This is a genomic window from Staphylococcus sp. LKG4-2, assembly GCF_050955665.1.
In the GTDB taxonomy this organism is placed as follows: domain Bacteria; phylum Bacillota; class Bacilli; order Staphylococcales; family Staphylococcaceae; genus Staphylococcus; species Staphylococcus saprophyticus.
In genome coordinates, this window is the sequence record NZ_CP194532.1 from 2,316,352 (window position 1) to 2,340,612 (window position 24,261).

The window sequence follows — 24,261 nt, forward strand, 5'->3', positions numbered from 1 at the left end:
AAATGCTAGTAAGCAATACAATATAATTATCCATAAAATGTAATTGCTTGTCCTTATCATTTGTAATTATAGGTTTGTCAAAATTGCGAACAATAATAAATTAAGTTTCATAACGCTTTTTCAATATTGCATTTTATAAATTTTATTATGTGTTGATCATTTATATATATATCAATAATGTGCACTGTATTATAATCTAAATTTAATGTCAAAGTTTCTTCTTCAAAATGATGCTCAAACACACTGAATTCAGGTTTATTATATTCATCTATTTTCTTAATACATTCATTTGACCATTGATAATGGTTACGTAAGTGCTCAGGAATCGCGTAATTAATATTACCGTACACGTTGCTTATAGTTTCATAAAAAATAACATAAGCACGTCGCAACATCATATCCTTAAAGTTGATATGAATTTGGATGTTTTGTTCTTCGTGATCTAAAGTATTTTCACTCTCAACTACACGCCAGTCACCCACAAAAATTGTGATTTTGTGTGGGTGATGTGCTACCGTATAATAATCATATTCTTTCACGCTAGATTTACTCTTTTCCATTAATCTTTCATATATATTACCTAGAATAGAACGGAATCCATTTCTATCATATAAATACAATGCATGTTTCTTATCCTCTTGTTTAACTAAATCTATACCGACACCAAAGAAGTTTCCACGCGCTTTCTTAAACATACTCATCAATAATGGCGGACTTTCTATTAACTCCATATGATCATCATTTAATAAAAAATTATTATGAACATTTAAAAGATAATATTTTCTTTCTTCTAACTGCATTTCACTCATTATTTTTTTAATATTACTGAATTTAAACACTTCTTTGGTAAGTAACTCTTCATGATCTTCATTAAGATAAGATGATGATAATTTATGATTATCAATAAAATAGTAATCAAATCCAATGCGCTTCAATTGAGGCTCCATATTTTTAAACGCTTCTGGCTGATTGAATAAATGTGTAATATCAACACCAAATTTCACATTTTTTCTATAACGTTGTATTTTAATGATATTGCGATATATTTCTTTAAGGGGCATCGTTGAAAGATCAAAGACGTAGCTGACCGAGTGCATGCTATCTTCTAACAACTCAGGATGTGATTGTACATATGATTTGTATTGACTATAGATCTCATCTATATAAATATTCACTTCTTCATCTGTTTGAATTTGAAATGCTATATTAACATTTATATTCAACACAAATTTTATAAAACCGCAATCCACATCTGTTGTAAAAGCACCTCGTAATGATTCAACATCTATCATGCAATAAACTAATACTTTTTGTGAGCCTTCAAAGATATAGCGCATACTTTGGTTATCAAATAAATTACGAAATTCTTCTAAAGAATGGATTTGAATGACGATTGCATCGTTGTTAGATTCTGCCATTTCATTGATATCTAAACAAATATAATTATTTTGGACATTTAGTTTCTGTAATTTTTTGGCAATGATTTGTTGCGTTTCCTCAAAGTTTTGCTCATCGTCTTTTGTTACAATATTAAAGACTTTATCTGATTTTGTAAGTTGTCGATATTCTTTAGGTGAATATCCAAAATAATGTTTAAATTTTTTACTATAACTCGCAGAACTACTAAAACCATAAGCATCTGAAATTTCAGAAATCGTAAGTTCCCCGTCTAATAATGGACCGATTGATACTGATAATTTTAACGTGTCTACATAAGTTTTAAATCGCATGCCTAATGTATTATAAAATTGGCTTGATATATTTGATTGTGATATAAACACTTTATTGGCAATTGCTTTCAATGTTAGTCTTTTATGTAAATGTGTATTTACGTAATCTAACATTTCACCTGTAATACCATAAAATGAATAATCTGTTTGTTGTTTTAAATAATTAACATCAATCTTAGCTTCTGTCGCAATAATATCAACGATTTTATACATATAAGTTTCATATAGTTCATTTGTCAGTGTTTGATCTAAATGATGCTTTGCTAAATTTAATAAAGCTTCAAATAATTTGCTCGAAGATTGTATCAACTTAGATGTATATTGATACTCAAAAAATGAATATCCTCGTTCATGAAACCAATCACTAGAAATATATAATAATAGCGACATTTCGTTTCTTTTGATTCTAAATATTTCTGTATTATTCACGATAAGAAAATCTTCTTCAACTTCTACATTTGTTATAAAATGCTGTACTTCAACGGCATCCTTTAAAGGAAATAATAATAATATACCGTCTGTCACGCGCTTAGTAGGATACTTGTGCTTAGAAATAATATTTAAGCATTGCGCTTTCATAATTTAACCTCTTTCGAATATTGTCATAGGCTATGCATTAAACGCTCACTTCACTATTAATTCTAGCTTAATCACGTCATACCCCAAATATTTCAATTAACATACTTTTAGTCTTTAGGTAATTTTGAATAAAATAATTAATTTTGTCAACATTTTTTTGTATTAATCGAACTAAATTTTAAAATACAGCTATAGTATTATTAAACTTTTAAATAGTTCACAAAATTTAAAATTACACTAGATTTTAAAAAAACACCCTTATAAATTACTGTAGAAAGTAATTTTAAGGGTGTAATAATATTTTTTGGATTATATATATACTTTATTTAACTATTTTCTCATTCTGTTGGCAAGTCTTAATACATATTTTATAATATGAAGTAAGTTAATAAACAAGTTGAAACCCATTTCTCTCGGTGAGAACTGACCCCGTTTCATGCGGTTAAAGTCATATAACGTATAGAGTAAAAATAGCAATAATCCTACAACTGTAATAATTGTATGGAAAATTGGATTCTGGATAAACATACCTATTAAACTTGCAACAATTAATGCAATGAGTGTTACAAAAAGGTATTTACCCATGCTCGCTGCATTTCCAATAACGAAAAATCCAATCAATCCAAATACAATAAAGGCAGATATGGCTAATATAATATTCTTATAAAAAACCTCTGGCCCTAAATTCTGTAAATACGCCGTAAACGTTGCATAGGATAGCAACCCAAGTATAATGGCATAGATATGAGAAATCACAAGCCCATACTTACGCGCTCTATTAAAAATTAAAGTTATTAATACTAAACCGAGCAGTACAAAAGAAAGTGGTTGTCTCCATGACATTGGTAGGTATTGTCCAAAATAACAACCTATTCCAAAAATAATCCAATAATATACAAAAAAGAGCCAAACTTTTCCGTATGCATGTGATTTTGATTGTTCTTTAGTCTTTTTTTGCTGGTTATTTACATGTTGTGCTGTTTCAGCCAACGCAATCACTCCTCAATTCCAAAAGCTACTATAAATAAATAAAATATATGCGTTTAATCATAACATTAAACGTCTATATTAATAGCATGTACTTTTTAAATTTTCCACAAAAATAATGCGTAATACTTTAATGTTCACGTTTTTTCAAATAAACAAACATTGAATATACAATATTTTTAAAATTTATTATTTATAGACTTTTTTATATCCGCTTATGTTACATTTGAAATAAATATCATCTTACTTGAAATAACAGAAAGACTTGTAAATGGCGCAGTAAAAGTATTTATTTCATATAAACATGGCATTACGAAATTTTAATAATATTACATCTTGATAACAACGTACACAAAGCAAATGATTTTTGTTAGTATGGAACGTGAATTCAGATTAAAAACACTAACGAATATATTTAATACATATTTACGGTTAGATATATAGGAATTGAAGGAGGAGTTCTTTTGAAAAAGTTAGCATTTGCAGTTACAGTAGCTTCAGGCGCGGCAGCCGTTATCGCCAATCATGAAGCCGATGCGTCAACACAACATACAGTAAAATCTGGTGAGTCACTTTGGTCAATTTCACAACAATATGGTGTTTCAGTAGACGAAATCAAACAAAGCAATGACATCAATAACAACATGGTATTCCCGGGACAAGTTATTGAAATTGGTGGAAGTAGCTCACAAGAAAGTGGATCTACATCAAATAACACTTCAAATGGTTCATCACATACAGTTCAATCTGGTGAATCACTAAACATTATTGCAAATCAATATGGTGTGTCAGTTGATGAAATCATCGCAGCTAATAATTTAAATGGATATTTAATACATCCTAATCAAACACTAACAATTCCAGGTACTACAGGAACAGGTGGTTCAGGTGGAACTGCTACAGAAACACCAAGTTCAAATACAGGTGGTTCTACAGCAAGTGATGCTAACCTATATGACTGGGGACAATGTACTTGGCATGTATTTAACCGTAGAGCGGAAACTGGTCAACCAATCAGTACTTACTGGTGGAACGCTGATCACTGGGCTAATAATGCATCAGCAGATGGTTATACAGTTAATAATGCACCTACAGCAGGTTCAATTATGCAAAATTACGAAGGACCTGTAGGTCACGTAGCTTATGTTGAACGTGTTAACCCAGATGGTAGTATTTTAATTTCAGAAATGAACTATAATACACCACCAGGTACAGTTGATTACCGTACAATCCCAGCTTCACAAGCTTCAAGCTATAACTACATTCACTAAATATATATTCAAGCGAGTCTGGGACATAAATAGATGTCACAGGCTCTTTTTCATTTAGGCAGTAGATGACTGAATTAAAAATTCGCTTATATCAAGCTTTTTTCAATCCTAGTCATCCTTGCCGAGGTAGGAATACGAAATCTCTATTAGAAAATTTGATTTCTGTCCCACTCCCGTTTTTTTCTCCTCTTATTTATTATTAATATTCCCACCTATGCGCCCTATCGCTGTATAAATAAAAAGAACGAGCAGATAAACACAATTGTTAAACAATTGGTTTTCGCTCGTTCTTTTAGTAAATCAATTGATATCTATCTAATGTATGTAAATACCAATCAACAAGTGCCTATAGTGTAAGAAAATTACTATCTATAAGAAAATATTTATAATGTAGTAAATAATTGCTGCAACAAGTGCAGAAATTGGTAATGTAATTACCCATGTGATAATCATACGTTGTGCTGTATTCCATTTCACACCTTTAATACGGTTAGATGAACCAACACCTAGAATAGATGAAGATACAACATGTGTTGTGGATAATGGGAAATGTAATGATGATGCAACAAATATTGTTAATGCAGATGATAAATCTGCAGCTGCACCATTAGCTGGACGTATTTTCATAATATTACCACCAACTGTTTTGATAATTTTCCAACCACCAACAGCTGTACCTAGTCCCATTGCAGTAGCACAGGCAACTTTAACCCATAATTGCGGTTCAACGCTTGTACCTGTTTGAATATTAGCAACTATTAAAGCCAATGTAATAATCCCCATTGATTTTTGCGCATCATTTGTACCATGAGAAAATGATTGTAGTGATGCTGTGAAAATTTGGAAAAATCTAAAGTTACGATTAGACTTTGTAAGATTTGCATTTTTAAATACAACTTTTACGATTGAATACATGATAAAACCAACACAAAATGCAATAATCGGTGATACAAGTAAAACAACGATGATTTTCGTGAATCCTTCATAATGTAATACTGCAAATGAACCTTGCGAAGCAATTGCTGCGCCAGCAATAGAACCAATTAATGCGTGTGATGACGAACTTGGTATACCATAATACCATGTGATTAAATTCCATAAAATAGCTGCGATAATGGCTGCTAATACGACAATAAGACCATTTTCTAATTTAAATGGGTCTACAATATCTTTCGTAATTGTCCCTGCAACCCCAGTGAAAGTTAAAGCACCAATAAAATTCATCACTGATGCTAAAAGTATCGCAGTTCTAGGCGTTAAGGCACGAGTAGAAACAGCAGTAGCAACAGCATTGGCTGTATCATGGAAACCATTGATAAAGTCAAATATAAGTGAAAAAATAACGATAGCTACTGTGATGATCAAAATATATTCCATAAGTTAGGACTCCTTAGCTATTTTTCATGATTATTGTTTCAAAATTATTTGCTACGGCTTGACATTTATCTGCAATCTCTTCCATGCTTTCATATATTTCTTTTATTTTAATAAGGGTGATTGGATCTGTTTCACTATTAAATATGTGTTTAATTGATTGACGTAAAATACCGTCACAATTTGTTTCAAATTCTTTTATGTTAATAGAATGGATACGCATATGCGATAATTTTTTCTCTACAAGCAAACCAACAGCTAATTTCATTTCTGCGATTGCTTTTTGGATATTATCTACAAATTCAGCCATGTATTCATCTGTATATTCAATAGAATACATTTCGAACATACCTGATGTTTCTTCAATTGCATCTAAAACATCATCAATAGCGTTACATAAAGAGAGGATATCCTCACGTTCAATTGGTGTAATAAAAGTTTGGTTTAAGTCTGAAATCACTTGATGCATTAATTCATCGCCGTGTGATTCATACGTTTTAATATTGTCTGAGTATACTTTAAGGTCTAAATGCGTATTAAACTCCATTTTCCCAAATTCAATTGCTGCTCTGTCTAAGTTGAAAACCATTTCTTCAAGTTTCACCATGAACTTATCTTTTTTCTTGTTAAACATTCAAAAAATCCTCCATTTACAGCGATTGTCCTCAATCACCTTCAATAAATTTAAAAAAATTTAAAATCCTTTAAGACAAATTAAGATTGGCAAGATTTACAATTTGCTCATTTTTTGCCAGTATAACAGCATTTGTTAATTATATGTAAATGAGCATTTGCTTATATTAGTTTAAAAAATCTCACAAATGTTGATTTATCCTTATTTGAAAATAGCACAAAATTTACAATACTACAATTAAATTTACAAATTCTTAACATTTCATTTTCATTAATTTAATAAAATGATTTTCATACATTATGAATACAGAATACATCTCTATCAAAAATGATGATTTGTACTTATGCTTTATAATATCGCATTGTATCTAATGAGATTTTTAAATAAAACTCACATTAGATATAATTGCACATTTACTTTTCGGATTCAACAATTACTTTTATAAATACACAAATGATTTCATAGTTTCTGTTAACACTTCATTTGTACACAATGATGCTTTCAATAAAAAATTGTCGACAAATATAGTCATTTGCCGACAATGCCTCTAGATTATATATAAGCAACGCAATCTGATATTGCTACAGTATAAGATGAAATTCTTTTTTTAAAATTTGATGTCAATCTAGTCTCATAAGTAACGCTTATATATTTTGTGATAATTTTGCTACAATTTCATTTTGATTCGGGAAAATAAATTTAACTACTGTTCCTTTATCTAGTTCTGAATGAATACGCACGCATATGCTCAGTTTTTCTTTAACGTGATTAACCAAATATAAACCTAAACCTGATGATATCGTATTATTTCTATTTGAAGTAGACGTAAATCCTTTATCAAAAATTCTAGGTAAATCCTTTTCACTGATACCTTTGCCTTCATCTTTAATTTCGAGTACAACGTGTCTACTTTCTTTTAATGCACGTATATGTATCATACTTTCTTCACTATATTTAACAGCGTTAGATAACACTTGTCTAATCATCATGCGACACCACTTTGTATCTGTATATACATTCAATGTATCCTCAAAATCTAAGTCATAACCAATGCCTTTAGACTGACTGATGTATCTTGTAATCTGTATTTCTTCTATTACAAGGCGTTTCAATGGCACATGTTCGAAATACATATCTTTATTCTGATATTCAAGTCGTGTTAAAAATAACTGTCTATCTAACATATCATTGATACGCGACCATTCATAAAGTAAGGCGTGCTTCCTAGATAAATCTTGTTCTTTTTCTATTAACAGTTTCATTGCTGTTACAGGTGTCTTAATATCATGTACAAAATCAGTCAACGCCGCTTCCGTAGATTGAATTTGTTGCTTTTGATGTGTAACTAATGCTTTTTGATTCGTAATTTGTCCATATAAGTAATTCACCATTTCTTGTTGAAACGGTGTGTCTGCTAATGATTTATGCTTCAAAGCTTCTGGTTCTATATTTTCGTCAAGATGCTTATAAAATTTCACTTCTTTTAAATAAGTAAATATTAAGAACAACACCGATAGGCCTATATTTAAAATAATAATATATAAAATGCTATATACACTAATATCATAATCTAAATAAGCAATACCTAAGAAAATGAAATGCAGAAATAATAGCCATAGTATCCAATATATGCGCGAGCGTAAAAAGATAAAAAACCATTTTAAATTAGCCATGCGCCATATATCCTTTGCCAATTTTCGTTTCAATGGCATCATTCATATCTATATCTGCTAATTTCTTTCTTAATCTATTCACATTAACGGTTAATGTATTGTCACTAACAAAAGCTTCATCATCCCACAACGCAGTGATGAGTGTATCTCTCGTAACAATTTGATCTTGTTTTTTCACAAGCATTTCTAATATAATCATTTCCGTTTTAGATAAATATATTTGATGATCCTCTTTATTTATACTATCTTTTGATAAGTCTAATATCGCATCTTGCCATGATAGCACACGCTTTTCATCTAAGCTAAATTGATAGACACGTCTGTATATGGCTTGAAGTTTCGCTATTAATACATTGGTATTAAATGGTTTTTGAACATAATCATCCGCGCCAAGTTCCATACTCATCACTTGATCCATTGGATTATCCCTAGATGATAAAAATAAAATGGGTGTATTAGAGACTTCCCTAATTTTTCTTGTCCAATAAAATCCATCATATTTGGGTAATTTAACATCCATAATGACGATTGCGGGATTAACAGATTCAAATTTAGTCATCACATCATTAAAATCATCTATACCATTTACATTGAAATCCCATTGTTCCAACTCTTCACTTAATTCTTTAAATAATGTCATATCATCTTCTACTAATAGTATATCCATAAAATCACCTTTTTATTTTGTATATTTTATATCTTCACCTGACTGGATTCGTCCATTAAAATGCTTAATTCGACAATCGATTTCAAAGCCACGCAGCATTAAACCTTGGAACGGCGATTGAAATAAGTAATACACAGGCCAAACTAATTTAGGTATATAGTCATATAGATGCACTAAGACAGTTTGTGTCCCTTTCAGCATACGGAACTCCAGCTTACCTTGCTTTATTACATTGGCCTTAACAATAGAACCACTTACTAAATGTAGCACAATCATATCAGATTCGACTTGCATTTTATGAAGTACTAACACAGGTTTCTGCTTATCTTTTATGTAGATTACATAATTATCCTTGTCTTTGTACGCATGCAGCATCGTTCCTTTTGTTTCATTTAACCAATTAAAATAATATTCAACCATTTGGTCTAATGTCCAATTCATCGGTAATTGAATACTCAACGCACTGCGTACATCATCATATTTAGAGACTTGTAATTCAACTGCCACATGTGGGCGTGAAACGATCGCTTCCGTTTGTTCTACTGGTACACCGTATGCTGACAAACGTTGAATGGTTTCATGATCAAATCGACTACCGCTAATATAAATAATTTTACCTATACCGTTCTCAGCAGCCGCCCTTCCAAAATTGTCAGAAGCAATTAAGTTTAAATCTCTTGCTGTTGCTTGTGTTAATTTAGCTGAATGTTTGGTTGGATCCAAATAATAAATGGCAATATCCATGTCTTCCATCGCATTTAATACATCATCATAATTATAAATATCTTTTTTCAACCATATCACTTCTTGGAAATCTTTCTCTTTAGGATATTTGGATAATGTATATAGATTGCCTTCATCTTTTATAGAATGAATCAAGGTTTTCCCTATATAACCTGTGACACCAGCGAGTAAAATATTGGGCTTCATAAGCATACTTCCTTTTTATTAGTTTGACTCTATTTAAATAATACCTAGTAATATCATGCTAATGATGTTAAGTTATACTATAACTGAGTATTAGCAAAATAGATATAAGGAGTGTTCATACATGGTTCATCAAATACGTGAAATTGGTATCAATGATATAGATCCATTTGTAAAGTTATTAACGACAATTTATGATGAATCTGATTACTTAATATATAATCCTGGGGAATATGCACCGTCTAACAATGACGCCATTGCAAACTTGGAACATTACATCACATCACCTTCTAACGCCATTTACGTAGCAGAGAATAACGATGAACTCGTTGGCTTTGCTATTGTTACGACAGGTAATTTTGAACGCACGCGCCACGAAGCTATATTTTCTATGGGCGTTATCAGACATTATCGAGAGAAAGGGCTCGGTCAATCATTAATTAACTCTGTTGAAGCATGGTGTTTAAATCATCATATCCGTCGTATTGAAGCTTCGGTCGTTCCTGAAAATGAAACAGCAGTAGATTTATTTAAAACTGCAGGATACCAAATTGATGGTGAATTGCGTGACAAATTGTATATAGATGGTAAATACTTTAACAAATATGTCATGTCGAAGTTACTACTTTAATTTACCTCTCAACTATTTATCTAAACGTCGCTTATATATAAGTTTATTGTAAATGAAAAACATGTCAAACAGTAAACTAACTTCACTATTATTGTCTCAATTTCACATTGTAGCAGCAGTAATGCGCGTAGGTGTCAGTTTTTTATCATTCTCTGTTAGATTAACCTGAAAGAATGGAACTTGGTCATCTTTTTTAGTTAAGTAGAACGTATTATCTAATTACTAATTGTCTTGTCTGTTGTACTCTAACTCATGTTATATAGTAATTTATAACGTATTGATATATGTGGCAAAGTGCATACACAATAAATGAGCTACTCGAATCGTATGATAAATCGTAAATATTGTAAGTTATTAAAATAAAAAGCTAATCCGATAAACGGATTAGCTTTTTTGAGCATAGTCATTGGCAAGCTCTTTAGATTTACACTTAAATCTTCAACATACATACCAATGTATATGATGCATTAATTTATTAATATGGATTTAATTCGATACCATTAGGATTCGATGTTTCTTCATCCACTTCAGTTTCTACACCTGAAGAACTTGTATTTCTACTTAAGAAACTTTGCACTTTTTTCATATTTTGTTTCGATTCTGGTAACTCTAAATGGAATTGATATTGATGTCTTAAATTGTGCGTTCCATCATAAAATAGTTTATCTGTAGGTATGCCTTTAGATTTTAATTTTTTATAAAACTCAATGTTTTGACTATAAAACGGATCTGCATCACCTACTGATAAAAATGTAGGCGGATAGTCTTTTGTAACTTGATTAATCGTGGACATTTCACTAATATATTTAAACTGTGTCTCCCAGTCTCTCTTACCAGTATAACTTTCCATAAACAGTTGTATCCTTGGAAATTCAGTGGCTTTAACAGTTTTCATATCGTAAAAGCCTCCAAAGAAGATTGCTGCTTTTATTTTATCTGGTTCAAATTGCTGTTCAAATCCCATATTATCTCTTAGAGATTTATTCGTTTGCATCGCAGTATATTGACTTGATAGCTGAGCACCTGCTGAATCACCACCAAAAATCACTTGATCAAAATCCATAGGTAACTCATGTTTATTTTTTTTAATAAATTGTACCGCTTGGTCAATTTGATGAAGTTGCGTTGGATATTTATAGTCAGGTGCAAGTGCATAGTTAATATTTACTACAATATATCCCTGTTCAGCAATTTTTGATAGTAATGGATTCTTATATTGTTTATCCCCTGCTATAAAACCACCACCATGCATCCAAAATACGACCGGCAATTTATTATCTTTATCTAAATCAGTAGGCGTTAAAATATCTAATCTACTGTTTGGTACGCCTGTACTATAAGTTATATTGGTAAATGCATTGACATTTCTATTATTAATTTGTACTTTTTCTTTTATTTCTCTAGAATGCTGTCGATCATACTGCTGTTTTAACAACAACGCAGTAACTAACGCTACCACAATAAATACAATCACAGTAATTATCGTCCACTTGTAATTTTTCTTCATGCATGACCTTTCCTTTCGGAAGCATTGTACCATAATTCATACAGTAGTGTGAATTGGCTAACAAATATAGATGAATGAAAAAGTCTGAGACATCAATAAGTAAGATGCCTCAGACTTTTACTCAATGGGAAGTAGAAATAAAGTCCCTTCCCTAATGATAATTATTTAATATATCTTTTTATTTAAGCAATAAATTTCTTGTTCTGACGTTTTCTACTATAGTATTTCACAAGTACGCCTATTACAACAACTAAACCTACAACACCCATAATTGGATATAAGAAGTTGATAAGACCAGCGAAACCTACAAAGCTTAATGCGAATGCAACAATTACCATAACCACGATAAATATGTGATATTTTTTACTATATGGTTCTGTAAATCTTGCCGCAAATGAGTACATTAAACCAAGAATTGTGTTATACATTACCGCTAACATAATGATAGATAACACTAAACCAATCCAAGGATGGATATCATTAGCTAACGTTAACATTGGAATAGATGCATCTTCGATTTTTGTAAATTCTGATTGTAATGCAAAGTTGATAAGTGCTAATAATATCGTATAAACGATACCACCAAATAATGCACCTGCGCCTGAAACTCTACGTCTCGAAGCATCGCCACCAATTGCAACAATCGTACTAAACCCAACTGCAAATGCTAAACCACCATAGTTGATACCATATAAGATACCTTTTACGAGACTTGCATCTGGGACTGCGTCATTGACTTCACCAAACGAAATACTTCCATTAAATAAGTAATACGCAGCAATAATAACAACTAAAATTATTAAGAATGGTGTGACTACGCCTAAAGCACGTACAATTTTGTTAAAGTCCATTAATAAAGTGATATAAATTACAATAACCATTATCAATGCACCCAACCATGTTGGTACGCCAAAACTTTCTTCAAACGTTGATCCTGCGCCAGCAAGCATTGTGACTGAAATACCAAATAAGAAAAATATTAATAAGTAATCGACAATTTTACTGAACTTATTTCCAAATAAGTAATCTAAAGTAGACTCATGATTTTGTGCATCAAAAGCAGTTCCGATTTTCGCAACTTGTCTACCTATAAATCCTAAAATCAGACCCGAAAGTATAACACCGATGTATGACCATAAGCCATATGGTGAGAAGAATTGCATTACTTCCTGTCCTGTTGAAAAGCCGGCACCTACAACGATACCAACATAAGCGAATCCAATTTTTACCGCTTCTTTATTCAACCCCATGTAAATTTAACCTCCTCATAGTTAACACATTGAGTTATTATAACTTACTGAATAAATTTTGCAACAGCACACCATAAAATTTCACACTATACATTATTTTTAACACAAAGAACCAAGTGAAACACATTACAGATAAATGTAGTTTACTTGGTTCTATTTAAAATAGATTGGATTATTTGTCAAAATCTAATATTTTTAATACTTCACCTAAATTAACTAACTCATTAATGGGCATTTTTAAAACGATTTAACTCGTTAAATTCAACAACCACATTATCCATACGTTTAGCAGTTTCTTTAAGCACATTACGCGCAACACTATTCGTAGGATCTAATTTAAGTATTTGACGTGATACATCGAATGCTTTTTTATCAGAAATGACTGGTTCCGGAACTGCATATAATAATAACATTTGTAACAAGCTTTTTACTTCTTTGCCCTCAGTGATTTTTATGGATGCTTCTGCGTGATAAAATGCAGAATCCAAAGCCCCATGGAGTTCACTTAATGGATAGACTAATAAGAGAAACGCTAAATCGTGCATTTCTGCCGTTTCTTCTTCTTTCATCATATCTAAAATACATGTATAAAACATAATATTTTCCACTTCATGAGCACTTGAAATATAAGCTTCTTCAAATTCCATAAAATCTGACTGGGACATTAAACGTTTGACTGACTCAAATTCGCCGTTTAAGACATGCTTTTGTATTAAATCTTTCATGGCAATGTCCTCCTAGGTATCCAGATTTCTATAACAGTTAGCTTTTATTCTACCATAATCTATCTCTATATTCATTTAAAAAAGAAGTTTTTTGTCAAATTAGTTGCTACCTTCATATTTAACTTACTTTTTATAGTTTTTAACAATAGCTATGCGCATTAGCCAAATGTTTTATTTAACGCTTCTATGGTCTCATCAATAGATCCACCAACTGATAATTTAACTGCTGCAGTAAAACTCCCTTCAACAATAGGTGCATCAACTTCCTCTACTCGGTGTTGCCCTTCATACATCTCAATTGCTAAATCTAAGTTCATTTCTGCAGACCCGATATCATAAAAACATAACGTATCATCATCTACTTGATTAATTAACGCTTGTATATGGTCATATGACGTGCCGATATCATCGCCTACACCACCTTGATCAATTACTGTCACACCCGGTGCCATTTGTTTTAATAAATCTTTTGTACCAGCCGCAATTGCTTTACTATGACTAATGATTACGATTTGAGTCATTATGATTCATCTCCAATCAATGCATTTAAAATGTAAACACTACTCTGTGCGCCTGGGTCAACGTGTCCTTTCGAATCTTCCTTGAAATAGGAAGCACGTCCTTTTGTAGCTTCAATATCTTTTGTCATATCAGCATATGATTGCAATACATCAAGCGTCAAGTTTTCACCTTGTTGTATGGCTTGATTAGCACGTTCGATAACGTCAAACATGGTTTTTTCATTTAATTCTACTTTGCCTCTTTGCGCAATCGCTTCTGAAAATGAATTTAATAGTGCTTTTAAATTGTCTTGATCAATTTCTTCATTGACCACTTGAGACATTTTTACAAAGCTGAAGCCATACAAAGGGCCTGAAGCACCACCGATATGAGACATTAAAGTCATTCCAGTAGACTTTAATAAACTTTGCATAGAGCTGTCATCAATATTATCAGGTAAAGCTTTAAAGCCTCTTACCATGTTAACACCATGATCCCCATCACCAATAGCTCTATCTAAATCCGTAAGTAGTGTTTCTTTTTCTTCAAATACTTCTACTAATTCTAATAACCGTGCTTTGAGTTCAGAGATATTCATGCTTCCACTCCTTCAGTTTATGTTTTAAGATATTTTAATTAAAATAATGACTTGAGGTTGGCGTATTGATCGCAGTTAGGATTGCTTCTGAATTCGGTACTAGCGTTAACGAAAATCCTTGCATATCTAAAGCTGTCATATAATCGCCTACTAACCATTGAGCAACCGTTTTATCGTTTTTGTCCATATATTCAGCAACGTATTTTGCCACTATATTAAGCTCTGAAAGCGGCGTGGCGCCCATGCCATTGACCATTACGATCAAATCATCTGATTGTACTTCTTTGAACAATTCATTTAATAAACGTTCTACAATGTTATCTACGGTTTCTATTTTTTCCCTTGATAGACCTTTCTCACCATGTATACCGATGCCTATTTCCATTTCATCCTCTGCTATGTCAAAACCAAATTGACCTGTTGTTGGTACCATGGGCGCTGTAATGGCCATACCAATCGTTTTAATATTTGGTAAAAAATGCTCTATCTTTTCTTTGATATCTGATAATACTACGCCATTCTCTGCTAAGTGTCCCGCATATTTATGAACGAGTACTGTACCCGCAACACCTCTACGTTTTTCTTCGTCGCTTACTGCAATATCATCTTTCACAACCACTGTTTCTACGTGAATGTCTTCCATTTCAGCCATTTCTTGTGCCATTTCAAAATTCATAACGTCACCAGCATAGTTTTTCACTACTAATAATACGCCATCACCATTGTCTACAGCTTTAATCGCACTTAATATTTTATCAGGTGTTGGTGATGTAAAGACTTCGCCACAAACTGCAGCATCCAACATGCCTTGTGCTACGTAACCCGCATGTGCTGGTTCATGGCCACTACCACCTCCAGAAACAATCGCTACACCTTTTTCTTTTTTATGTTTTCTAACAACAACGGTATCTGAAATAATCTCAATTTCTTTATTTGTGATTGAAAGTCCATCTAACATATCATTTAAAAAATGTGTTTTTTCTTTAATCAATTTTTTCATAACGACGACCTCCTCATTTATCTATTTATTCTTAGTATACCCCACTCACAAATATAAACGCTAACATATAAGTGTTGATTCTTCTAATTTTTCCAACATTATGGTTACCTTCTAAAATTGAGCATAAAAAAACGAATACTTGTATCAACTTCAACAAGTATTCGTCTCAATATTTCATCTATTAAACTGATTTTGTTTTGTACATTAAGTATAAGAAATAAGGTGCTCCGATAATTGCAACAACAATTCCTGCTGGAATACCAGATGGCTGTAAGATAACTTGTCCTAAAGTATCTGCCAAGACAAGTAAGAAAGCACCAATTAATATAGAAATTGGTAAGAACAACTGGTGTCTTGGTCCGACAATTGATTTAGCAATATGAGGCCCTAATAATCCTATAAAACCTATTGCACCTGCAACCGATACTGCGGCAGATGAAAGTAAGACTGCGACAAGTAGAAGGATAATACGTTCTCTACCGATTTTCACACCGACACCTTGTGCAATATGCTGATGTGTATTCAATAAGTTTAAGACATTCGCTTTAAATAGTAAAAATGGTATAAGTACAATAATCCATGGTAAGAAGGCAATAACAAATGCCCACTCATCTCCCCAAATATTACCAGCAAGCCATGAAGCAATAAACTCTGATTGATCTTCATCGAATGTAGACATTAATGTTAATGAACCACCGCTTAGTGCTGAGGCCATACCAACACCAACTAGCACCATACTTGCAGGCGTAATACCTTCACCTTTGTTATAACTGAATGAAAATATAATGAGCGCAGTCAGTACGCCACCGATCATACTTATAATAGGGAGGACGTAAACAAAATTGGCTGCATCAACCTGACCTACAACTATAAATAACGCAATAACAAAGCCACTACCTGCATTGATTCCAAGAATACCCGGTTCCGCTAATGGGTTCTTAGTTACACTTTGTATAATAGCCCCACTCATAGCTAATGCTGCGCCTGCTAAAATTGTAATAATCATTCGTGGTAATCTAAACTCCATGAGTATTAAGGTATCTGTATAGGCTCCTTGACCAATTAGCGTCTTGAAAAACGTGCCAACTGACATCTTATACTCACCTGAAGTCATACTCCAAGCACATGCCAACAATACTAAGATAGTTAGAATCACCATTGTGATCCATTGTTTATGTTTTAATCTTGGATCTATCATGAGAAGCGTCCCCCTCTTTTAACTAAGTATAAGAAGTAAGGTACACCAATAAAGGAAATAATTGCACCAACTGGAGCTTCTCCTAACATACGTGCAACTGTATCCGCAACAAGTAGTAACAAGCCACCAACAACTGCCGTAAGTGGAATAACACGAGCATAATCTGTTCCTACTAAATATCTCACTATATGCGGTACCATTAAACCGACAAATGCTATTTGACCAACCATCGCTACGGCTATACCTGCCATAATCATAGATAAAATCAACGTAATTGCGCGCGTGAATGCTACATTTTGACCAAGGCCTTTAGCAAGGGTTTCGCCTAAATTTAATATTGTTAATTGCTTACTCATTGAAATGATAATGACAAGTGCAATTAAAATAAATGGCGCTGCCCACATTAATTGATTCCAAGTCGTACCTGAAACACCACCGGCACTCCAAAACGTTAAACTTTGATTTAATCTAAATAACAATGCGACACCTTGACTTAATGCAGTCAATAGCGCACTGACGGCTGCACCTGCTAATATAATACGCATAGGATTAAACCCATCACTTCTTGACCTACCAATCATGAGCACAATAAAGCCACCCATTAATGCACCTATGAATCCAGCAAACATCATAACGATAAATGGTGCTGTCGGATAGAATGCAAAAGTGAGCGCAAGCATGAATGAAGCACCCGAATTCAGACCAATTAAACTCGGGTCAGCCAAACCATTTTTAGTAACACCTTGAATGACTGCACCTGAAGTACCCAATGCAACACCAACTAAGATTGCACCTATATCTCGTGGTATGCGTATTTCACTTATGATATTATGTTGTTGATTTTTAGGATTATAGTTAAATATTGCTTCAAAAATAGTCGATAAATGAATTTTAGCATCACCAAATAAGATTGAAGTAATCAAGGCAACAATCAATAGTAGCACTGCTATAATAAATGTCGTTGTAAAATTCAACTTCCCTTTTCTCTTTGTAGTCATAAATTACCCCTAAACCTCAGAATAACTTTTTCTGCATAAATCGTATGTTACTAGCATAGGTTTTCCAGTTCTTGGGTCTGTACTAATCTCTACATCAATATTAAACACTTTTTCTAAAATATCTTTCGTTAATACTTCTTCAGTCTCACCAGTCGCAATAATATCGCCATTTTTCATAGTGATTAAATGATCTGAAAAACGGACAGCCTGGTTTATATCATGTAAAACCATGATAATTGTACAACCCTGTTCTTTATTTAATTGCGTAATCAATTCCAAGATTTCTAATTGGTGAGAAATATCTAGATATGTTGTTGGTTCGTCTAAGAAAATAATATCCGTACGTTGAGCTAAAGCCATAGCTATCCATACACGTTGACGTTGTCCACCACTCAAGTCATTGATAGAACGCAATTTAAAATCATACGTACCAGTTACGCGCATTGCCCAATCAATTTCCTTTTTGTCTTCTGCAGACAGACGACCAAAGCCTTTTTGATGCGGAAAGCGACCGTATGATACAAGCTCACCGACTGTCAATCCATCAGCAACTTCTGGCGATTGAGGTAAAATCGCTATTTTCTTTGCAATTTCTTTCGTAGAATGTGAATGTATGTTTTCACCATCTAACTTAATTTCTCCATTTTTAACCGGTAATAACCGTGATAACGCTTTAAGTAATGTTGATTTCCCACAACCGTTTGGTCCTATAATAGAAGTAATTTTTCCATCTGGTATGTGTACATCTAAATTATTGACGATGACATTATCTCCATAACCTATAGTGACCTGTTCTCCTTTTAAGCGATTCATAATTCCCCTTCTTCCTATAGCAGTAGGCATCATAGCCTGTTTATTCCCTTATAAATTTTATCTATTGACTTATAAATTTTCCATATTTTTTAAATGATAATCATTATCATAGATGTCATTATATCATTTTTTAAACCTATTGACTATCAAATGTTTTTATAGTATTTCTTTACTTTATAATCTGTTTATATCTATATACTTTTTATTTTCAGTTGCTTATAAGTGCGTTTCCAGGGGAGCTTTTTAAGCAAAATAAATAGCCTTTAGTTATGAATTACTTCATAAATTAAAGGCTAAAAGTGAATTGATTTATTTTTAATGTTCGTCGATTAAAAAACCATTACCATATACATCTCGTACATCATGTATCACTAAAAAGGCGTCGCTATCTATTTTTCTAATTAAGCGTTTTGCACGTGTGACCTGTGTCTTAGTTATTACAACATACAAGATATCTTTTTCTTGTTTAGAAAAATAGCCACGTCCATTTAAAATGGTAAGTCCACGTCCTACTTGCTCATCTATTACTTTAGCAATTTCATCTGGCTGGCTTGAAATAATGGTCATTGCTTTTTTCGTATTCAAACCTTCTATTACATAATCCATCACTTTGGTACCAATGTATAGCGAAATCACTGTTACGAGTGCGCTAGAAATTGGAATAACCGATAATGAAATCGCTACGACAATCAAGTCAAAGAATAGCAATGCATACGGTGTACTGACATCTAAATATTTATTGGCAATGCGCGCTAAAATCGTTGTTCCCGCTGTTGTGCCACCGGCAAGTACAATAATCCCGATACCGAGTCCGACACATGTACCGCCAAATACTGCATTCACTAAAATATTACCGGTTTCAATCTTCCAGCTTTCGGTAAACTCTAAGAATATAGAGATAAGTATGGTTGCAACTATCGTTAAGTACATACTTCTCTTGCTTAAAAATTTATAGCCTATCGCAATTAGCAATGCGTTAAAGACAAAGTTTGTGATACCTGGAGAAATGTGAAAGGCATAGTACAGAACAATCGCTATACCAGTTACGCCTCCTTCACCTAAATCAGCAGATATGATAAATGTATTTACGCCAGCTGAAAATATAAATGATCCAAAAACGACTAATATTAAATCACGTACTGTTTTATTCACCCACACGACCCCCTTCGATTTGCTTCAATCAATTGAATGTTAGCAAATAATCGTCAATACCACAACATCTATATTGTCGCAAAAGCCGAATTCATCGGCCTAAATCGCTATGATACTGCCGATACTTTATATCTCAACTTTTTAAAGTTTAAAAATTCTGAAATTTCTGTTTACTTATACATCTCTGTTTGCTATAATAAAATCTATCTTCTTATTGATAGCCAATAAGAAGCCATCTCCTTTGTGTTGTTTATAGTAACAAACAAAACAATTTTTGCTCGAGTATATTTTTAGTACCTAGTCCTTACTAATTATGTACAATTAATTCATTTCCCGTAAAAACCAAGTAATGATGAATGTGTCTCCTCACTTCAATTACTTGGTTTTTTATTGTGTTTTTTGATACCTAGCCTTATCAATACAGTACTTATGTGATAGGACTTCTTCAACAAAACGATGCCACGCTTTTAAACAATAAAAAAAGAGTGTACAGAAACCTAATTTAGAAAAAATTAAGTTCCCTATACACTCCAACATGGGTTCGAGATAAAAAACATATAAGCATTTTAAATCCTGTATATAAGTATACTTCGCATGCTTCACATCAATATGAATTTATTATGCATTTTAAAATGAAATCTCATTCAACTTACCAAGCAAATAATCCAACGAAACCTGCAGTCATTAATGATACTAAAATACCAGCAAGTAATAACATTGGCACATATTGTGAGACAAAATCGGATGTTTTCTTATCCACGATTCCTTTCAAAGTACCTACAATCATACCGATTGTTGAGAAGTTAGCAAATGAGATTAAAAATGTTGTGATTACTGCACGTCTATGTGGTGAATAGGAATCAACGACGTCTTTAATTTGCCCCATCACAACGAACTCATTTGTAACAATTTTTTTAGCCATTTGTTGTGCTACAATCCATGCTTCGCCCCATGGTAAACCTAATAGTAGTGCGAATGGATACATGAACGCACCGAGTATTTGATCTAGACCGAAACTACCTTTAATACCTGCCCAACTTCCCACGATGCCAGTTATTAAGTTAATTAATCGATCAATTAAGTCTGATAAAGCTACAAAACTAATAACAAACGCCACAATTATTAGAATCAATTTACCAGCATTAAGTACAGAGTCACCTAAGAATGAGAAGAACGGTTGGCGTTCCACTTCATCATTTTGAATACTGTAAATAATATCTTCTTTTTCTTCAAGAGTGACTGGATTTAATATTGATGAAACAATAATTGCATTAATAATATTTAATGGAATAGCAGTTAGTACCAAATCACCTGGAACCATAGAGACATATGCACCAACAATGGCGCCAGATATCGAACTCATTGCCATCATTGCAACAGTTAACACACGTGTTTCTTTCATACGCTTCAATTGTTCATTTGAAACAGCTAAAGCTTCTGTATTACCTAAGAACATCATTTCGATACTGAAGAATGACTCGAACTTAGGTTGTCTTGTAACTTTCGCTAATACCCAACCTATACCACCAATGACTTTTGGTAATATATTAAAGTACATTAAAATATCGAATAATGGTACAACTAATAAAATTGGGAATAAAGCACTTACTGCCATGTCCATTGCACCTGGTTTCACCCAACTTGCAAATGCAAAGCCTGTCCCAGCATGTGCAGAATCAATCACCCAAGAAATACCATTCGCTAACGATTGTACTGCTGTTTTCCCCCAAGGAAAGTACATTAAAAACCATGCTAAGAATAAATTTATTAATACTAAAATAGCAATAGATTTCCATTGAATATGCTTTTTGTTTCTAGAAAATAAGACTGCAATCCCTAAAAATACAAACAATCCTATTATGTTTATCACTAAGAACATCACTACACCCACCATTTCTAATTTAAATCATTGTTATCAATGTATGTTTGAAAGTACACCTGTTGCTATGTATTTTGAAAATATAAATAAACAAATTGTCTCCATCCTTAATAACGCATGCATTAATTATTAAGTTTCAACTTTCCATTTATCCTTTTTTCTTCTAATTTTTAGTTTGTTCAATCATCATAATAAATGAGTTATACTTTCATAAGACATTACTTTGAATCTACTTAATAATTATAGCACGCATGTACTTTTTATAAAATAACTATTTTATAGTTCGTTTTATTTCGAAAAATCAGTCATTGACTTCCTAAAATATTCGTATTTAATTATGAAAACGGCTTCATTTGATAAACAAATGAAGCCGTTTCTGTTCTTTTTATTTTGTTAAGTTCTGTGTGTTTACAAATTGTTGATATTTTTCATGATTAGTAATTAGTTCTTGATGTGTACCTCTACCTGTTACTTTCCCAGCATCAATAAAGATAATTTGCTCCGCTTTTTTAATAGTAGAAAGTCTATGTGCGATAACAACCGTCGTACGATTTTCCATTAATTCCTCTAATGCGTCTTGTATTTTCCGTTCGCTCTCACTATCTAAATTAGCAGTAGCTTCATCAAGTAATAAGATATCTGGATTTTTAACAAAACTTCGGGCAATATCGATACGTTGACGTTGGCCACCTGATAGTTTCAATCCACGTTCACCGACGACCGTATCGTAACCATCTTCAAACTTTTCAATAAATTCATGACAATTTGCTAACTTCGCGTAATGAATCAATTCTTCATCAGTGACTTCCCGATTAATACCATATAAAATATTATCCTTAATAGTACCGTTCATCATTGAATTGGATTGCATGACATAGCCTATTTTTTCACGCCATTGACCTAATGCAATATCGTAAATTGAATTACCACCATATGTAATATCGCCATCTTCAATATCGTACATACGCTCTATAATATTAAAGATTGTACTCTTACCTGATCCTGAGGGACCTACAAATGCTGTGACTATACTTGGAGGTATTTCAAAATTAACATCCGAAAGTATGGGTTTCGTACCATACTTAAAATCAACGTTTTCAAATATTAAGCTGCCATCATTAATTTCTGATGCTTGAGTAACATTTAAAAGTTCCGTTGGTTCTTCCATAATTTCATAGATACGACTACTGGCACCAACTGCCTTTTTATAGTCTGTAACTAAAGTTGATAAATTAATTAATGGGGATGACAGTTGGATTACATAAAATATCATGGCAATTAACGTACCGGCTGTTATTGCCCCTGTCGAAATTCTGATTGCACCAAAACCTAATATAATGGCAATCGTGAGTAGCATAATCACACCTGATATCGGTTGGATGATGGCAGTAATTTTAGCCTGTTTCAATCCTAAAAAGTATATTTCTTTTAAATTTTTATGTGCATTATCCAATTCTAAATCTTCAGTATGAGAAACCTTTACTAAACGCATTTCTGTTAAAACACGTCCTAACAAACCACTGAAATTCGCGATTTCTGACTGAGTTTTTTTAGAAATGTTTTGCATTACTTTACCGAGTGGTATCATAATCAATACAAAAATAGGTATCGTAATAAATGTTAATAACGTCATCTGCCAATCCATGACAAATAACATAATCATAGATCCAATGATCGTTAACACAGAAGGTAAGAGATTGGGTAATTTCTGAGAAATAAATTCATTAATTACTTTCGTATCATCTGTTAAACGACTCATTAATTGCCCACTTTCGTTTTGATCAAAGAATGGCATTTTCAAATGAATGATATGGCGCCATAACACAGAACGAATGGCATAAATAATTTTTTCTCCAATTTTGCTTAGTAAATATAAACCAATCCCACTCAATAATGCATTTACTATAAAAATAGAAATGAATCCAGCGACAAACATCCAATTCATATTTTCAAATGAAAATTTGTCCACAAGCTTACCTGTGAAAAATGGTACGAGTAGTCCTGTAATACTACCTAATGAAGAAATCAATACGGCAATAATAATCAGCCCTACCGGCCATGATAATTTTTTGAATAAGTAGAATAATGGATTCTCTTGCTTCATGCTTTTTACCTCTTCATAAAATTTTTATTTCTTTTATACGATAATTGAGCAGATATTTAAAAA

21 protein-coding genes are annotated in these 24,261 nt (G+C 32.6%); 2 read left to right on the plus strand and 19 right to left on the minus strand.

Annotated elements, in window-relative coordinates:
- Nucleotides 1-107 precede the first annotated feature (107 nt).
- Nucleotides 108-2,309 (minus strand): AraC family transcriptional regulator, encoded by a 2,202-nt coding sequence (locus ACM6UH_RS11405; protein ID WP_048787334.1) that lies wholly within the window; start codon nucleotides 2,307-2,309, stop codon nucleotides 108-110.
- 330 nt (nucleotides 2,310-2,639) lie between these two features.
- Nucleotides 2,640-3,299, minus strand: a complete 660-nt coding sequence (locus tag ACM6UH_RS11410) for a Bax inhibitor-1/YccA family protein (RefSeq protein WP_011303704.1) — start codon at nucleotides 3,297-3,299, stop codon at nucleotides 2,640-2,642.
- A 461-nt stretch (nucleotides 3,300-3,760) separates the two neighbouring features.
- Between ACM6UH_RS11410 and ACM6UH_RS11415 the strand changes: the two genes are divergently transcribed.
- The gene (locus ACM6UH_RS11415; RefSeq protein ID WP_011303705.1) at nucleotides 3,761-4,567 is read left to right on the plus strand and encodes a LysM peptidoglycan-binding domain-containing protein; all 807 of its coding nucleotides are present in this window, start codon (nucleotides 3,761-3,763) and stop codon (nucleotides 4,565-4,567) included.
- A 369-nt stretch (nucleotides 4,568-4,936) separates the two neighbouring features.
- Here ACM6UH_RS11415 and ACM6UH_RS11420 read toward each other — a convergent pair whose 3' ends face one another.
- The 5 genes from ACM6UH_RS11420 to ACM6UH_RS11440 form a co-directional block, all read right to left on the minus strand.
- Nucleotides 4,937-5,944 carry an inorganic phosphate transporter gene (locus ACM6UH_RS11420; protein ID WP_011303706.1) on the minus strand — a complete coding sequence of 336 codons (1,008 nt, stop codon included), beginning with the start codon at nucleotides 5,942-5,944 and terminating at the stop codon, nucleotides 4,937-4,939.
- Between the two features lie 13 nt (nucleotides 5,945-5,957).
- Entirely contained in the window at nucleotides 5,958-6,575 is a 618-nt protein-coding gene (locus ACM6UH_RS11425; RefSeq protein ID WP_011303707.1) for a DUF47 domain-containing protein, read from the minus strand.
- Nucleotides 6,576-7,219: 644 nt separating this feature from the next.
- Nucleotides 7,220-8,248 carry a sensor histidine kinase gene (locus ACM6UH_RS11430; protein WP_041784838.1) on the minus strand — a complete coding sequence of 343 codons (1,029 nt, stop codon included), beginning with the start codon at nucleotides 8,246-8,248 and terminating at the stop codon, nucleotides 7,220-7,222.
- Nucleotides 8,241-8,915: a response regulator transcription factor gene (locus ACM6UH_RS11435; RefSeq protein WP_048787079.1), complete on the minus strand. Its 675-nt coding sequence runs from the start codon at nucleotides 8,913-8,915 to the stop codon at nucleotides 8,241-8,243. Before ACM6UH_RS11435 ends, ACM6UH_RS11430 begins: the two co-directional genes overlap by 8 nt.
- 12 nt (nucleotides 8,916-8,927) lie before the next feature.
- Complete coding sequence (locus tag ACM6UH_RS11440) at nucleotides 8,928-9,845, minus strand: NAD-dependent epimerase/dehydratase family protein (protein ID WP_011303710.1); 918 nt, start codon at nucleotides 9,843-9,845, stop codon at nucleotides 8,928-8,930.
- 121 nt (nucleotides 9,846-9,966) lie between these two features.
- On the opposite strand from ACM6UH_RS11440, the gene ACM6UH_RS11445 reads away from it, so the two are divergent.
- On the plus strand, nucleotides 9,967-10,473 hold the full coding sequence (locus ACM6UH_RS11445) for a GNAT family N-acetyltransferase (protein ID WP_011303711.1): 507 nt from the start codon (nucleotides 9,967-9,969) through the stop codon (nucleotides 10,471-10,473).
- 475 nt (nucleotides 10,474-10,948) lie between these two features.
- On the opposite strand, the gene ACM6UH_RS11450 is transcribed toward ACM6UH_RS11445, so the two are convergent.
- The 12 genes from ACM6UH_RS11450 to ACM6UH_RS11505 all read right to left on the minus strand — a co-directional run bounded on the left by ACM6UH_RS11450 (nucleotide 10,949) and on the right by ACM6UH_RS11505 (nucleotide 24,198).
- Nucleotides 10,949-11,980, minus strand: a complete 1,032-nt coding sequence (locus ACM6UH_RS11450; RefSeq protein ID WP_011303712.1) for an alpha/beta hydrolase — start codon at nucleotides 11,978-11,980, stop codon at nucleotides 10,949-10,951.
- 182 nt (nucleotides 11,981-12,162) lie between these two features.
- Nucleotides 12,163-13,230 (minus strand): YkvI family membrane protein, encoded by a 1,068-nt coding sequence (locus tag ACM6UH_RS11455; protein WP_011303713.1) that lies wholly within the window; start codon nucleotides 13,228-13,230, stop codon nucleotides 12,163-12,165.
- A gap of 224 nt (nucleotides 13,231-13,454) precedes the next feature.
- Nucleotides 13,455-13,955: a hypothetical protein gene (locus ACM6UH_RS11460; RefSeq protein ID WP_048787311.1), complete on the minus strand. Its 501-nt coding sequence runs from the start codon at nucleotides 13,953-13,955 to the stop codon at nucleotides 13,455-13,457.
- A 158-nt stretch (nucleotides 13,956-14,113) separates the two neighbouring features.
- Entirely contained in the window at nucleotides 14,114-14,476 is a 363-nt protein-coding gene (gene dhaM, locus ACM6UH_RS11465) for a dihydroxyacetone kinase phosphoryl donor subunit DhaM (RefSeq protein WP_048787312.1), read from the minus strand.
- The gene (dhaL, locus tag ACM6UH_RS11470) at nucleotides 14,476-15,054 is read right to left on the minus strand and encodes a dihydroxyacetone kinase subunit DhaL (RefSeq protein WP_002484010.1); all 579 of its coding nucleotides are present in this window, start codon (nucleotides 15,052-15,054) and stop codon (nucleotides 14,476-14,478) included. The genes dhaM and dhaL overlap by 1 nt, the downstream gene beginning before the upstream one ends.
- Nucleotides 15,055-15,088: 34 nt before the next feature.
- The gene (gene dhaK, locus ACM6UH_RS11475) at nucleotides 15,089-16,054 is read right to left on the minus strand and encodes a dihydroxyacetone kinase subunit DhaK (protein ID WP_047502802.1); all 966 of its coding nucleotides are present in this window, start codon (nucleotides 16,052-16,054) and stop codon (nucleotides 15,089-15,091) included.
- Between the two features lie 181 nt (nucleotides 16,055-16,235).
- The gene (locus tag ACM6UH_RS11480) at nucleotides 16,236-17,252 is read right to left on the minus strand and encodes a FecCD family ABC transporter permease (RefSeq protein ID WP_011303717.1); all 1,017 of its coding nucleotides are present in this window, start codon (nucleotides 17,250-17,252) and stop codon (nucleotides 16,236-16,238) included.
- Nucleotides 17,249-18,250 (minus strand): FecCD family ABC transporter permease, encoded by a 1,002-nt coding sequence (locus tag ACM6UH_RS11485; protein WP_047502805.1) that lies wholly within the window; start codon nucleotides 18,248-18,250, stop codon nucleotides 17,249-17,251. Before ACM6UH_RS11485 ends, ACM6UH_RS11480 begins: the two co-directional genes overlap by 4 nt.
- A gap of 9 nt (nucleotides 18,251-18,259) precedes the next feature.
- Nucleotides 18,260-19,063, minus strand: a complete 804-nt coding sequence (locus ACM6UH_RS11490; RefSeq protein WP_002484014.1) for an ABC transporter ATP-binding protein — start codon at nucleotides 19,061-19,063, stop codon at nucleotides 18,260-18,262.
- A gap of 315 nt (nucleotides 19,064-19,378) precedes the next feature.
- Nucleotides 19,379-20,215 (minus strand): YitT family protein, encoded by an 837-nt coding sequence (locus tag ACM6UH_RS11495; protein ID WP_047502808.1) that lies wholly within the window; start codon nucleotides 20,213-20,215, stop codon nucleotides 19,379-19,381.
- A gap of 649 nt (nucleotides 20,216-20,864) precedes the next feature.
- Nucleotides 20,865-22,094, minus strand: coding sequence for a NupC/NupG family nucleoside CNT transporter (locus ACM6UH_RS11500; RefSeq protein WP_011303719.1), 1,230 nt, complete (start codon nucleotides 22,092-22,094; stop codon nucleotides 20,865-20,867).
- Nucleotides 22,095-22,479: 385 nt separating this feature from the next.
- Nucleotides 22,480-24,198, minus strand: a complete 1,719-nt coding sequence (locus tag ACM6UH_RS11505; protein ID WP_048787179.1) for an ABC transporter ATP-binding protein — start codon at nucleotides 24,196-24,198, stop codon at nucleotides 22,480-22,482.
- Nucleotides 24,199-24,261: the final 63 nt, after the last annotated feature.